This is a genomic window from Streptomyces sp. SCSIO ZS0520, from assembly GCF_025643355.1.
GTDB classification, from domain to species: Bacteria; Actinomycetota; Actinomycetes; order Streptomycetales; family Streptomycetaceae; genus Streptomyces; species Streptomyces physcomitrii.
This window is the reverse complement of sequence record NZ_CP092644.1, coordinates 2,617,453-2,631,207: the sequence shown is the minus strand read 5'-3', so window position 1 is coordinate 2,631,207 and position 13,755 is coordinate 2,617,453. Positions and strand designations below refer to the sequence as shown.

Sequence of the window (13,755 nt, the reverse complement as noted above, 5' to 3'; positions counted from 1 at the left end):
TCATCGATCGGTCTCAACCGTCCCGTCTCCATCGATCTGCCTGGACCGATCCGCCTCAGCCGATCTGCTCAACCGCCCGGCTTCTCGTCGGCGAGGCGCAGGCCCGCGCTCGCCGTGTCGAAGACCTTGCGGTAGCGGGCCCAGTCGGAGCTGGGGGCCGAGAGGTAGAGCGCGTACTCCTTCTCGCCCGGCCTGCCGAAGCCGAGGTCGATGGCGCGGAACTGCCTGGCCTTGCCCTCGAAGGTGAACTCCCATACGGCGGCGGGCCGTTCGAGGTAGCTGGTGCTCTGCATCCGCAGCTGCCGGTAGCCCGGCAGCTTGCCCTCCCGGACCGACTTGGCCTCGTCGTCCTTCCAGTGCTGCAGCGGGTCGGTGCTCGCGAAGTCCAGCGCGCTGACCTGGAGCCGGACCAGGCCCGCCGGGTCGATGAAGGCGATCGCGCCGTCCTCCAGCGTCTTGCGCCGCCAGCCGTCGGGCACCGGCACCGAGAGGCCGATGTCCTTCTCCTCGGCGAGGTGGTAACCGGCGGGCGGCGGCTTCGCGGGCGTGCTCGCTCCGTCCGAGGGGGAGGGCCCGGCGGTTCCGGACGGCTTCCCCGAGCCCTCGCCCGGCTCCTGTGGCGCGGACTCCGCGGGCGCCGAAGCCCCCGGGCGGTCCGAGGCCCCCGACCCCTCGCCCGAACCGCGCAGGGTCAGCGCCGTGGCCCCGGCTCCCGCGAGGACCACCGCGGCAACGGCCGCCCAGACGGCGACCCGGCGGCGGCTCCGACCCGGGGCGGGCTTCCGGCTGCCGCTGCCGGGGGCGCCCAACTGCCGCTGACCGTCGTCGAGTTCGGTGTGGCCGCTGCGGTCGCGGCGGTGGGTGGGAGTGTGGTCGGGCGACACGGCGCGCCCGCGAGAGTCTTCGGCGTGCCCGGCGTGCCCTGCGTACTCGGTGGGCCCGGCGTAACCGGTGTGCCCTACCTGCCCGGTGCTCCCTGTGCGTCCGGCGCGCCCGACCGCCCGCTCCTGCACCGCCGTGGCCGTCCCCTCCCGCAGCAGCTCCTCCACGGTCGCCGCGTCGGGGCGCTCCTCCGGGTCCTTCCGCAGCAGGGCCTCGATCAGCGGGGCCAACGGCCCTGCGTGGCGCGGCGGTACGAGCGGATCGGCCGCTATCGCGTACACCGTCTCCATGGCGGAGTTCCGGCGGAAGGGCGCCGCCCCCTCCAGGGCCTCGTAGAGCGTGGCGCCCAGCGACCACAGGTCCGAAGCGGGGCCCGGTGTCCGGCCCTTGACGCGTTCGGGTGCCAAGTAGCCCACGGAGCCGACGAGTTCGCCGGTCCGGGTCAGGGTGGAGGTGTCGGAGGAGACCGCGATGCCGAAGTCGGTGAGGACCACCCGGCCCGCCTCCCCGAGCAGCACATTGGCCGGTTTGACGTCCCGGTGCAGCACCCCGGCGGCATGCGCGGCCCGCAGCGCCACAACCATCCGGTGCCCGGTCCGGGCCGTCTCCCGCGGGCTCAACGGCCCGTCCTCGCGCAGCACTTGGGCGAGGGTGCGGGAGGGCACGTACTCCATCACGATGCACGGCAGCCCGCCGTCGTCGACCACGTCGTGCACGACGACCACGCCCGGGTGCGTGATCCGCGCCGCGCTGCGGGCCTCCCGCCGGGTGCGTTCGTACAGGGTCTCGCGCTCGTCGTCCGAGAGATGCGGCGGTACGTGCAGCTTCTTGAGGGCGACATGGCGGCCGAGCACCTCGTCCGAGGCCCGCCAGACGGTGCCCATGCCGCCGCTGCCGACCCGTTCGAGGAGCAGGTACCGCCCCGCGACCAGCCGCCCTTCCTCGGCCCCGCCGCCCTGCCCGGACCGGCCGACTCCCCCGTCCGCACGCACTCCTGAGCCCCCCTCTGCTCCCCCGTCGACCAGGGCGGCTTCGACCCGCCATGGTCCCGTCACGATAGCCACGGCTCCGGCTGGGTCCCAATCGGGGACGGAGCCGGGTGGATCGGGTCAAGAGCTTGTGAAGGGGGTGTGATCCGGACGCGGACTCCTTCAGCTACGGGCGACTGCGGAAAGACGCGGGCAACTACGTGACGGGCGAACCGACTTCGGCCCTCCCCCTCCCTCCCCCCTGTTCGTCTCCCCCGCTATCCCTGCTGTTCCTGCTGTTCCTGCTGTTCCCGCGTCTCCCGGGGGTGGCCGCCGAAGAGCGCCTCCACCTGGCGTCCCCAGGCCGGGTACTTGCGGACCTTCCGGTCGTAGATTGCGAAGACCGCCTGGCGCAGTTCCGGGTCCGGATCGTCGGCCAGCCGTACCGCCGACTGCCTGGCCAGCCGCGGCAGGATGACCTCGTCGCCCGCCAGATGCACCGGGTCGTGCATGTACCGCTCCAGGGCGTCCAGGTCGGGGACCGCCGCCAGATAGGCGTGGGTGAAGCCGTCCGCGGGGTCGCCGAGGTCCTGGCCGACGGCCGAGTACGCCACCGACTCCACCGATCCGGTACGCCGCATCGCGGCCAGCACCTCCGCCTTCTCCTCCTCGCTCACGCCGGGCTTGAAGCTGAACCGCTGCAGGTTGACGATCATCGGCACTCCTTCGCAGGGTGGTACGCGTCTGCATAACTGCACTGGCTAGTGCACTTTAACGTACGTACGAGTCCATTGGATATCGTTGCCCGGTGAGCGGAGCCAGGACAGAGCGGACGCGGGGCCGGATCGACAAGCGGCAGGCGATTCTGGACGCCGCGTTCACGGTCTTCGCCCGGGACGGGTACCACGCGGCCGGGGTGGACGCGATCGCCGCGGGCGCGGGGGTCGCGAAGCACACGGTCTACAACCACTTCGGTGACAAGGAGCGCCTCTTCCGCGAGGTGGTCGGCGCCCTGGCCGACCAGGCGCTCGCGCGCAATCTCGCCGCGGTGGAACTGCTCCGGGAGGACGGCGATCTGACCGCGATGCTGACCCGGACCGGGCGGGCGCTCGCCGAGTGCTACTGCGACGAGCGGTCCGTGGCGCTGCGGCGGCTGCTGCACGCGCAGATCAGCACCATGCCGGACCTGCTCGACATCGTCCGGGACCGGGCGGCCGACCGCGTCGACGACGCCCTGGCCGCGCGCCTCGCCCGGCTCGCCCTGGCCGGGCGGCTCGACCTCGGCGGCCGGCCCGCCCTCGCCGCCGAGCAGTTCGGCGCCCTGCTCACCGGGCCGCTGGAGGCCCGCTCCCGCCTCGGCACCCGGAAGATCCCGCGGGCCGAGGTGCGCGAGGTCGTCGGCAACGCCGCCGCGACCTTCCTGCGCGCCTTCGGCACGGAGCCCACCGAGTCGGCGTAGCGGCACGCAACACGCAACACGTACACGCAACACACGGCACGCGGCACGCAGGCGCGACGAAGAAAGCCGCGCCACCCAGGCAGCACAAAGTCCTCGGCCCCTTCCGGAGCAACGTCCGGAAGGGGCCGAGGACTTGGCCAATGAGCCAGAGGCCCGCCTGAGGGGCATCAGGCCCAAATGGCGGGTCCGTCAACGGGGTTCATCCCGTCAGCGGGGTTCAGTCCGCGAGGGCCTGCTCCGCGTCCAGGGTGACGGCGACGGCCTGAACGACCGAGGCGATCTTGAAGGCCTCCTGGATGGTCTCGCGGTCGACACCGGCCTTGCGGAGCACCTGCTCGTGCGAGTCGAGGCACTGGCCGCAGCCGTTGACCGCGGAGACCGCGAGGGACCACAGCTCGAAGTCGACCTTCTCCACGCCCGGGTTGCCGATGACGTTCATCCGCAGGCCCGCGCGCAGCGTGCCGTACTCCGGGTCGGAGAGCAGGTGGCGGGTGCGGTAGAAGACGTTGTTCATCGCCATCACCGCGGCGGCGGACTTGGCCGCCGTGTACGCCTCCGGGCTCAGCTGCGTCTTCGCCTCGGGCTCCAGTTCGCGCAGGACGGTCGTCGAGCGCGAGGCGATGGCGACCGCGAGCACGGTGCCCCACAACTGCTGCGCGGGGAGCGCGGAGTTGCCGATCACCGAACCGAGGTTCAGGCGGAGGTCCTTGGCGTAGTCCGGGACCGCGGACTTCAGTTCGTCGAGTGACATGGGGAGATCAGCTCAGTTCGTTCACGCGGAGAGGAGCTGGACCGGGTCGAGGGTGTCCTCGCCCTTGCTCCAGTTGCAGGGGCACAGCTCGTCGGTCTGCAGGGCGTCGAGGACCCGCAGGACCTCCTTGGGGTTACGGCCGACGGAGCCCGCGGTCACCATCGTGAACTGGATCTCGTTGTTCGGGTCGACGATGAAGACCGCGCGCTGGGCGAAGCCGTCCTCGCCCTCGACGCCGGCGCCCTGCATCAGCTCGTGCTTGGAGTCGGCCAGCATCGGGAAGGGCAGGTCGCGCAGGTCGTCGTGGTCCTTGCGCCAGGCGTGGTGGACGAACTCCGAGTCGCCGGAGACGCCGAGGATCTGGGCGTCGCGGTCGGCGAACTCGTCGTTCAGCTTGCCGAAGGCGGCGATCTCGGTGGGGCAGACGAAGGTGAAGTCCTTCGGCCAGAAGAACACCACGCGCCACTTGCCCTCGTAGCTCTTGTGGTGGATCTGCTCGAACTCCTTGCCGCTCTCCAGCGACACACAGGCGGTCAGGTCGTAGGCGGGGAACTGGTCACCGACAGTGAGCACGCGCGCTCCTAGTCAAAAAGAAACCCCCTCGTGAGGGGTCCTTGCGGGTTGGACGGATCTTGATGTTGGCACAGTGAGTATTGATTCGTGAAATAGCTAGACTGACTCGTGTTGATCGGAGGTACTTATTGGTTTCCCTGGGAAAAACGCCGCGTAAAGGACCGCGCACCGCGGCGGCGGCCGGACGCACCCGCCAGCCCACCCTGGCGCAGCTGCGTGCCTTCGCCGCCGTCGCCGACCATCTGCACTTCCGGGACGCGGCGACCGCGATCGGCATGAGCCAGCCCGCGCTCTCCGGCGCCGTCTCCGCCCTGGAGGAGGTGCTCGGCGTCCAGCTCCTGGAGCGCACCACCCGCAAGGTCCTGCTCTCCCCCGCAGGTGAGCGGCTCGCGGTGCGGGCCAAGACGGTGCTCATCGAGGTCGCGGCACTGCTCCAGGAGGCCGATGCGGTACGCGCCCCCTTCACCGGCTCGGTACGCCTCGGGGTGATCCCCACGGTGGCCCCGTATCTGCTGCCCACGGTGCTCCGGCTGGCCGGGGAGCGCTATCCGGACCTGGACCTGAGGGTCTTCGAGGAGCAGACCTCCTCCCTGGTCGACGGACTGCATACCGGCCGCCTCGACCTGCTGCTGCTCGCGGTGCCCCTGGCTGTGCCGGGAATCACAGAGCTGCCGCTCTTCGACGAGGACTTCGTGCTTGTCACCCCGGCGGGGCACGAGCTGGGCGAGCGGGGGGCGGTGCCGCGCTCCGCGCTGCGCGAACTCGACCTGATCCTGCTCGGCGAGGGCCACTGCCTGCGCGACCAGGCCCTGGACCTCTGCCATGAGGCGGGGCGCGCCGACACCCCCGTCACCACCGCCGCGGCCGGACTGTCCACCCTGGTCCAGCTGGTCGCGGGCGGGCTCGGCTCCACCCTGCTCCCGCACACCGCGGTGGAGGTGGAGACCGCCCGCAGCGACCGCCTGCGCACCAGCCGCTTCGCGGACCCCGCCCCCACCCGGCGGATAGCCTTCGCGATGCGCACCGGCGCGGCCCGCGGCGCGGAGTACGCCGAACTGGCCGCCGAAGTACGCGAGGCGGTACGGGAGTTGCCGGTGCGGGTGCTGGACTGAGCCCGGCCCGGCGCGACCGGTCCCCGCCCGCCGGGACAGGCCACCGGTCTCCGCCCGCCCGGACCTGCCACCCGTCCCCGCCCGCCGGGACATGACTCGGCCCGCACCGGGGGCGCGGTACGGGCCGAGGCAGAGGGCGTACGCGGACACGTACGCGGGGGTGCCGCCGCTGCTCGGTTACTCGGTGCGCAGGCCCTCCGGCCGCATCAGCCGCAGCAGCGCGGGCATGCTGAGCGCGGTCACCGCGAGGACCACCGCGGTGGCGATACCCGCCATCGAGAGCACCCCCGTCCAGTCGACCCGGACGGGCGCGCTCACCATCTTCAGGAGCACCGCGCCGAGGGTGATGCCGACCGCCGAGGCCAGCACGACGCCGAGGGCCACCGGCAGCGCCGTCTGCCACAGCACCGACAGGCTCAGGGTGCGGCGCCGGGTGCCGAAGGCCACCAGCGAGGAGAGCAACTTCCGCCGCTCCCGCAGCTGTTCGAGCTGCGAGATGAGCAGGCTCGCCCCGATGAGCACCAGGACGCAGGAGGCGCCCACCAGGAGTCCGGTGCGGATCGCCGCGAACTGCCTGTCCTCGTTCTCGGAGACCAGGGTCAGCTCGTTGGCGAGCGGATCGACGCGGGCCGCCGAGGTGCGCACCCGGTCGACCGCGTCCGGGGTGCTCTTGTCGAGCCGCACGTACACCTGGGCGGTCAGCCCCTTGCGGGCGGCCTCGGAGAACGCCGAGGGGGTGACGAGCACACCCGAAGTCTCCATGCCCAGCGGGTCCTTGAGCCCCTTCGCCGTCGGCAGCTTCGCGGGCAGCCGCCAGGCGGCCTCGGCGCCCGGGGAGCCCTCGTAGGAGGGCGAGAGGTAGACCGTGCGGCCGGGGCGGGCGACCTCGGCGGTGTCCTCGCTGTAGTCGCCGCCCGGGAGCAGGAAGGCGTCCCCCTCGTGGCAGGAGGGGAGTTCGGCGAGCTGGCGCAGGACCGCGCAGCTGCCGACGCTGATGTCGGTGGCGGCATCCGGTTCACGGGGCTTCGCGGCGATGGTCGCGGTGTCGAAGGCCAGCGAGTCCGCCACCCCGCCACCCGCGCGCAGCGCCCGCTCCAACTCCCTTGCGGACGCGCTGTTGTCGACGTCGATCCTGACCTGGGCCCGGGTGGTGTCCTGCCCCGAGTCCTGTACGTAGTCGCCCTCCAGGCTGGTGAACATCATCTGCAGGGCGATCGCCCCGGCCACCGCCACGGCGATGCCGTTCACCATGCGGGCGGCCGTACCGCTGCTCAACTGGAGTCTGCGGATGGCCAGTTGCCAGGAGAGCCCGCCACCGCCGAGCCGCAGCACCAGAGCCTCGACCAGCCAGGGCAGCAGGGCGGTCACGCCGATGAGGAGCAGCACCGTGCCAGTGACGACCACCCACTCGTTGAAGTCGCCGTCCCCGCCTGCCTCTCCGGACATCGGCAGCAGCAGCGCGAGCCCGGCCACCGGGAGCAGCAGCCGCCACCACAGCCGCCGCCGCGGGGGTTTGGCCGTCCGCACCACGCCGAGCGGTTCGATGACCACGCCGCGGAGCGCGAGCAGGGTCACCGCGATCGCCGCACCGGGGACGGCGAGCACGACCAGGGCGGCCAGCGCGGGGTGCGGGGTGAGGTCCTGCGGGAAGAAGCTGAGGTCGAACAGGCTGATCTGCGAAGCAAGTTGACGGGCGATCAGGAAGAACCCGGCGCCGAGGACGAGGCCGAGGACGGCGCCCGCGAGGGCTTCCCCGGAGGCGATCAGGCGGGTGGTGCGGCCGTCCGCGCCCATCAGGCGCAGCGCGGCGAGCCTGCGGTCGCGCCGCTCCCCGCCGAAGCGCACGGCCGCCGCGATGAAGACGCCGACCGGCATGAGCAGCACCACGAAGATGATCAGGATCAGCAGGGTCAGCGCCGGGCCGAGCTTCTCCGGCTCCTGCTCCTCGGTCCCGAAGCGGTCGAGGCGCTGCACGGGGCCGTTGCCGAGGCGGTCCTTGAGCCCGGTGGCGCCCGCGTAATAGGCGAGTTCATGGGGGCCCGCGAGCCCCTCGTCGCCGATGGTGCCGCCGATCCGGTACGGCAGCCGCTCCCGCAGCCGCTCGCTCCCGCCGGAGTCCAGCAGCTCCTTGAGCGCGGGGGAGACGAGCATCTCCCCGGGCACCGGGAAGGCGCGCACCCCCGGCGGCAGCGGCGCCTTCGGGCCCTCGGGCTCCACGAGGCGGCCGCGGACGTCCTCGTGCCGGAAGGTGGTGTCCGTACTGGCGAGCAGCAGGGTGTTCTGCCCAGGGCCGCCGGTCTTGGCGGCGATGTAGTCGTTGCGGGCGTCGGTACGGGTGCTCCGCTCGGCCAGCGCGTTCGGGATGGCCGTGGTGAGCAGCAGCAGGGTCACCCCGATGCCGACGCCGACGCCGGTCAGCAGGGTGCGCACCCAGCTCTCGCGCCCGCCGGTGACGGCGAAGCGCGCGCCCATCGCGAGGTCGCGGAGCCAGCCCTGGCGGGCGTCCGGGCCGGTCGGCCCCGGCGGGGCCGCGGGCGGTGCGGAGGCAGGCGCGGCGCTCATGCGGCGTGCGCCATGTCGCGGGAGCGGCCGTCGCGGACGACGATCTCGCGGTCCGAGTAGGCGGCGACCCGGGCCTCGTGGGTCACGAGGACGACCGCGGTGCGCGCCGAACGGGCGGCCTCGGTGAGCAGTTCCATCACCCGCTCGCCGTTGAGGGAGTCCAGGGCGCCGGTCGGCTCGTCCGCGAAGAGCACCCGCGGCCTGGTCACCAGGGACCGCGCGACCGCGACCCGCTGGCCCTGGCCGCCGGAGATCTCGCCGGGCCGCTTGCCCGCCAGCTCCGCCACCTCAAGGCGTTCCAGCCAGCCGCTCGCCTCCCGCTCGGCGGCCCGGCGCCCGGTGCCCGCCAGCCGCAGCGGCAGCGCGACGTTCTCCACACAGCTCAGCTCCGGCACCAACTGCCCGAACTGGAACACGAATCCGAACTCGGTACGCCGCAGCGCGCTGCGCTCCCGGTCCGACATGGCGGCCATCTGGCGCCCGTCGTAGGTGAGCGAGCCGGAGTCCGGCGTCACGATCCCGGCGAGGCAGTGCAGCAGGGTCGACTTGCCGGAGCCGGAGGGCCCCATGACCGCGACCACCTCACCGGGCCGGATCGAGAACTCCGCGCCGTCCAGGGCGGTGGTCGCCCCGTACTGCTTGCGGAGTTCCTGGGCGTGCAGCAACGGGGCTTCGCCGGGCGGGACTTGGCGGTTCATGAGCGCACCTCCAGGGCGAGCTTCTCCAGGCGGGCGGCGGTCAGTTCGAGCCAGCGCAGGTCGGCTTCGAGGTGGAACAGGGCGTGGTCGCAGATGAGTTGGTCGGCGAGATCGCCGCCGCGCTTGCGCTCGGTGAGCGTGCGCATCATCCGCAGGTGCGCCGCGCGCTGGCTGTCGAGCAGCTCGGCGGCGTCGCGCCGGGTGAGCAGCGCGAGGACGACCTTGGTGTAGAGCGTCGACTGCAGATACGGCTCGGGCTTCTCCGGCGTGGCCAGCCACTGCTGCACGTCGGTGACCCCGGCATCGGTGATCGCGTACCGCTTGCGCTCGGGACCCTCCCCCGACTCCACCCCGTCGACCTCGACGAGGCCGTTCTTCAGGAGCCGGGACATGGTCGAGTAGACCTGCCCGTAGTGCAGCGGCTTGTCGTGGCCGAACTTCTCGTCGAAGGCCCGCTTGAGGTCGTAGCCGTGGCGGGGGCCGGACTCCAGGAGTCCGAGCAAGGTGTGACCGATGGACATGGGGAGGACTATACACACGGGGTATACATGGTGTGTATAGATGGGGTGCATAGCTGTGCGGCGCGGGATCGGGGGAGGGGGTGACGAGTGAGGGGGCGACGAGGGAGGGTGCGGGGAAGGGGGACGGCGGATCATCCGCCGTCCCCCTCAACCGCCGCTGCCGTCCGCCTCCGGCTGCCCGTCCGCGGTGCCGGTGCCCCGCTCGGGGCTCCCGCCCTCCGCCTTCCGCGGCCGCCCCCGCCCCCGGATCGGCCCCGCGGTGCCCGGCAGGCGGCCGGTTTCGGCGAGGGCGCGGCGGAGGAGGAACTCGATCTGGGCGTTGGCGCTGCGCAGTTCCTCGCCGGCCCAGCGGGCCAAGGCCTCGTAGACCTGGGGGTCGAGCCGCAGCAGCACCTGCTTGCGCTGCTGCGGCGGGCGCCTGGGCGGGTCCTGGCCGGCCTCGGGGCTCACTGGTACAGGGTGCCCGTGTTGAGGACCGGCTGGGCCGCGCGGTCGCCGCACAGGACGACCATCAGGTTGGAGACCATGGCGGCCTTGCGCTCCTCGTCGAGGGCGACGATGTCGTGCTCGGAGATGCGGGCGAGGGCGGCCTCGACCATGCCGACGGCGCCGTCCACGATCTGGCGGCGGGCGGCGACCACGGCCCCGGCCTGCTGGCGCTGGAGCATCGCGGAGGCGATCTCGGGGGCGTAGGCGAGGTGCGTGAAGCGGGACTCGATGATCTGTACACCCGCGGCCTCCACCCGTGCGTGGAGTTCGACGGCGAGCTTCTCGGTGATCTCCTCGGCGTTGCCGCGCAGCGAGAGCGACTCCTCGTCGTGGGCGTCGTAGGGGTACTCGATGGCGATGTGGCGCACCGCGGCCTCGGTCTGGGTGGAGACGAACTCCAGGAAGTCGTCCACCTCGAAGGTGGCCTGGGCGGTGTCCTCCACCCGCCAGACGACCACGGCGGCCAGCTCGATCGGGTTGCCGTAGGCGTCGTTGACCTTGAGGACCGCGGTCTCGTGGTTGCGGACCCGGGTGGAGATCTTGACGCGCGAGGTCAGCGGGTTCACCCAGCGCAGCCCGTCCTTGCGGATGGTGCCCTGGTAGCGGCCGAAGAGCTGGACGACCCGGGCCTCGCCCGGCGCCACCATGTTCAGCCCGCCCATGGCGAAGAAGGCGGCGAGGATCACCACGATGCCGAGGAGGATCAGGGCGACCTTGCCGCCGGTGGCGGTGAGCACGGCGCCGACCGCGATCGCCGCGACCCCGGCCGCGAGGCCGAGCAGCCCGAGGAGCAGGGCGAGGCCCCCGGCGATGCTGTGCGCGACGCTCTCGCGGACCTGCGGGCTCGGCATCTCCGGTACGTCGGGGGCGTCCGGGGCGCCGGACGCCCCGGGGGCGGTGCGGTCGGTGTGCGCCGGGGGCTTCGGCGTGGAGCCGGGTGTGGGCTCGTGTGCGGGCATGGCGGGTCCCCGTTTCTCTCGTGTTCTCGACTCTGGCCGTCTCGGCGTTGCGTTGCCGCGTCGGCTCGTCATGGCGTGCGCGCCGTTGCGTACGTCACCGCGTACGGCAGGGCGCGGAGGTGGTCCCGGGGGCCGTCGTGCCTGGTCGGGCAGCGGATCCGGGCCGTGCGTCGACCTTAGCAGAGATCTAGCTAAGTGATATCACTTATTTCCGGGTGGCAACCTTCGGCCGCTTTCGCTCGTCGGTTCCTTTGGGTGTGGTGCTGATTGTCACGCCCTGAATGGTCCGTTCGGGGGCCGTATGTCCGAGGTGCGGTGTTAGCTTTCGTAGCCGACCGGACCGGACGGCCCGAGGAACGGGGTAGGAACCGGGCACGAGGAGACGAGGGCCGGCGCAGCGGTCACGAAGGGAAACGGGGCGACCCATGGCACGAGCGGAATCCGGGCGGGCGCGGTCGGGCGGCATAGGCCGCTTCCTGTCCTGGAAGAAGGTCTTCGGCACCTTCTTCGGCCTCTGCCTGCTCGGCATGGGCGCCTTCACCGTGCTCTACCTCGTGGTGGACGTCCCCGCGGAGGGCAATCCCGCGGCCAAGGCCCAGAGCAACGTCTACAAGTTCAGCAACGGCAAGACCTTCGCCCGCGAGGGCGCCGTCAACCGCGAGCTCGTCGAGCTCTCCGAGGTCCCCAAGGACGTCCAGCACGCCTTCGTCGCCGCCGAGAACAAGTCCTTCTACCGGGACCAGGGCGTCGACCTGAAGGGCACCGCCCGCGGACTGCTCAACACCCTGCGCGGCGAGGGCAAGCAGGGCGGCTCGACCATCACCCAGCAGTACGTGAAGAACTACTACCTGAGCCAGGAGCAGACCGTCAGCCGCAAGCTGAAGGAGATGGTCATCTCGCTCAAGGTGGACCGCAACAAGTCCAAGGACGAGATCCTCGCCGGGTACCTCAACACCAGCTACTACGGCCGCGGCGCCTACGGCATCCAGGCCGCCGCCCAGGCCTACTACGGCGTCGACGCCCGCGAGCTGAACGTCACCCAGGGCGCCTACCTCGCCGCCCTGCTCCAGGCCCCCAGCGCCTACGACTGGGCCGCCGCCTCCGAGGCCGGCAAGACGCACGTCAAGGAGCGCTGGGCGTACGTACTGGACAACATGGTCGACGAGCACTGGCTGGACACCGGGGCGCGGGCGCGGCAGAAGTTCGACGTGCCGGACGAGCCCAAGGGGGCGCCCGGGCTCGCCGGGCAGCGCGGCTACCTGGTGAAGGCGGCCAACGCCCAGCTCCAGGAGCAGCTGGTCGCGGACGGGGTGCCGAAGGACGCCGCCGCCGCGCTGGTCGACGCGGGCGGCTGGAACATCACCCTCAACATCGACGAGAAGAAGCAGCGCCAGCTGGAGAAGGCGGTCAAGGCCCAGCTGACCTCCCGGCTCTCGCCGAAGTCCCGCGCCGTGGACGCCGACGTACAGGCCGGGGCCGTCTCGGTCGACCCGAAGAACGGCCGGGTGCTCGCCATGTACGGCGGCGAGGACTACGTGAAGCACTACACCAACAACGCCACCCGCGAGGACTACCAGCCCGCCTCCACCTTCAAGCCGGTGATCTTCACCGCGGCGCTCGCCGAGGGCTCCGACACCCAGGACGGGCAGCCGATCACCGCCGACACCGTCTACGACGGCACCAGCAAGCGGCCGGTCGTCGGCACCGACATCCCCTTCGCCCCGGAGAACGAGGACGACCAGTCCTACGGCCCGGTCAGCGTGCAGCGCGCCATGAACAAGTCCGTGAACTCCGTCTTCGCGCAGATGGGCGTGGACGTCGGGATGGACAAGGTGCTCTCCACCGCGGACAAGCTCGGCATGGACACCGAGGACGAGGAGGCGGTGCCCTCGCAGACCCTCGGCACCATGGGCGCGAGCCCGCTCCAGATGGCCGGGGTGTACGCCACCCTCGACAACCACGGCAAGAAGGTCACCCCCTCGCTGATCAAGAAGGCCGACCACCTGGACCACAGCGTCGACTTCCCGGACCCGGTCGGCGAGCAGGTCGTCGAGCGCGGGGTGGCCGACTCGGTGACCTCGGTGCTCCAGGGCGTGGTGGACGACGGCACGGGCGCCGCGGTGCGCAACCCGGTGCAGGACGTGGCGGGCAAGACCGGTACCTCCGACGACAACAAGTCCGCCTGGTTCACCGGTTACACCCCGGACCTGGTGACCTCGGTCGGCCTCTTCGGCGAGGCGGCCAAGGACCGTACGACGGACTCCGGGGAGAAGGTCCGCCGCGGAGCCCAGGTGACGCTGAGCGGGGCCGCGGGCGGCGGCCGGGTCAACGGCGGCGGCTTCCCGGCGCAGATCTGGGCCGGGTACACCTTCGACGCGATGGGCGCGCCCAGCGCCTTCGACCTGGACACCGAGATGGGCGCCGGGATCGACCCGCCCGCCGAGGAGCCGGACCCCTCGCAGAGCCAGGGCCCGAGCGAGCCCGCCACCGAGCAGCCCGAGGACCCGACCACCGAGGCGCCGCCGACCAGCGAGGAGCCCTCGGGGGAGCCGACGTACACCCCGCCCACCGAGGGCCCGACGGCCCCGCCCACGGTCGACCCGACCCCGCCGTCGGAGCCCACCTGGGGCATCCCGGAGGGTCCGGACGGCCGGGGCCGGGGCGGCGACCGGGGCGAGGGCGGCTACCGGGACTGAGCCGGGCGACCGGGGCCGGGGCGCGGGGCGGGACCGGAGCGCCGGGCGGGGCTCAGGTCGCCCCGCGCGTGAGGCTCAGATCGCT

Annotated in this window: 12 protein-coding genes; 3 read left to right on the top strand and 9 right to left on the bottom strand. The window is 72.1% G+C overall.

Translation table 11 applies throughout. The features are described from left to right. Positions 1-68: 68 nt before the first annotated feature. Positions 69-1,946 (bottom strand): serine/threonine-protein kinase, encoded by a 1,878-nt coding sequence (locus tag MID12_RS09715; RefSeq protein ID WP_317633370.1) that lies wholly within the window; start codon positions 1,944-1,946, stop codon positions 69-71. 182 nt (positions 1,947-2,128) lie between these two features. After that, positions 2,129-2,566 carry a Dabb family protein gene (locus MID12_RS09710; RefSeq protein WP_263166195.1) on the bottom strand — a complete coding sequence of 146 codons (438 nt, stop codon included), beginning with the start codon at positions 2,564-2,566 and terminating at the stop codon, positions 2,129-2,131. Between the two features lie 92 nt (positions 2,567-2,658). On the opposite strand from MID12_RS09710, the gene MID12_RS09705 reads away from it, so the two are divergent. Beyond that, positions 2,659-3,309: a TetR/AcrR family transcriptional regulator gene (locus MID12_RS09705; protein ID WP_040248933.1), complete on the top strand. Its 651-nt coding sequence runs from the start codon at positions 2,659-2,661 to the stop codon at positions 3,307-3,309. Positions 3,310-3,526: 217 nt separating this feature from the next. On the opposite strand, the gene MID12_RS09700 is transcribed toward MID12_RS09705, so the two are convergent. Next, on the bottom strand, positions 3,527-4,060 hold the full coding sequence (locus MID12_RS09700; protein WP_040248929.1) for an alkyl hydroperoxide reductase: 534 nt from the start codon (positions 4,058-4,060) through the stop codon (positions 3,527-3,529). Between the two features lie 21 nt (positions 4,061-4,081). After that, positions 4,082-4,633: a peroxiredoxin gene (locus MID12_RS09695; protein ID WP_040248925.1), complete on the bottom strand. Its 552-nt coding sequence runs from the start codon at positions 4,631-4,633 to the stop codon at positions 4,082-4,084. Positions 4,634-4,770: 137 nt separating this feature from the next. Here MID12_RS09695 and MID12_RS09690 point away from each other — a divergent pair, with 137 nt between their 5' ends. Further along, a complete protein-coding gene (locus tag MID12_RS09690; protein ID WP_052483101.1) occupies positions 4,771-5,745 on the top strand; it encodes a LysR substrate-binding domain-containing protein in 975 nt (324 codons plus the stop codon). 177 nt (positions 5,746-5,922) lie between these two features. Here MID12_RS09690 and MID12_RS09685 read toward each other — a convergent pair whose 3' ends face one another. The 5 genes from MID12_RS09685 to MID12_RS09665 all read right to left on the bottom strand — a co-directional run bounded on the left by MID12_RS09685 (position 5,923) and on the right by MID12_RS09665 (position 10,866). After that, complete coding sequence (locus MID12_RS09685; RefSeq protein ID WP_263166193.1) at positions 5,923-8,307, bottom strand: ABC transporter permease; 2,385 nt, start codon at positions 8,305-8,307, stop codon at positions 5,923-5,925. After that, positions 8,304-9,005, bottom strand: a complete 702-nt coding sequence (locus tag MID12_RS09680; protein WP_040248922.1) for an ABC transporter ATP-binding protein — start codon at positions 9,003-9,005, stop codon at positions 8,304-8,306. Before MID12_RS09680 ends, MID12_RS09685 begins: the two co-directional genes overlap by 4 nt. Continuing rightward, entirely contained in the window at positions 9,002-9,526 is a 525-nt protein-coding gene (locus MID12_RS09675; protein WP_040248919.1) for a PadR family transcriptional regulator, read from the bottom strand. The genes MID12_RS09680 and MID12_RS09675 overlap by 4 nt, the downstream gene beginning before the upstream one ends. 147 nt (positions 9,527-9,673) lie before the next feature. Further along, the gene (locus tag MID12_RS09670; RefSeq protein WP_411576932.1) at positions 9,674-10,027 is read right to left on the bottom strand and encodes a hypothetical protein; all 354 of its coding nucleotides are present in this window, start codon (positions 10,025-10,027) and stop codon (positions 9,674-9,676) included. Beyond that, positions 9,973-10,866 (bottom strand): SPFH domain-containing protein, encoded by an 894-nt coding sequence (locus MID12_RS09665; RefSeq protein ID WP_263173022.1) that lies wholly within the window; start codon positions 10,864-10,866, stop codon positions 9,973-9,975. The genes MID12_RS09670 and MID12_RS09665 overlap by 55 nt, the downstream gene beginning before the upstream one ends. Before the next feature lie 533 nt (positions 10,867-11,399). Between MID12_RS09665 and MID12_RS09660 the strand changes: the two genes are divergently transcribed. Next, entirely contained in the window at positions 11,400-13,670 is a 2,271-nt protein-coding gene (locus MID12_RS09660; RefSeq protein ID WP_263166186.1) for a transglycosylase domain-containing protein, read from the top strand. The last annotated feature ends 85 nt before the right edge of the window (positions 13,671-13,755 follow it).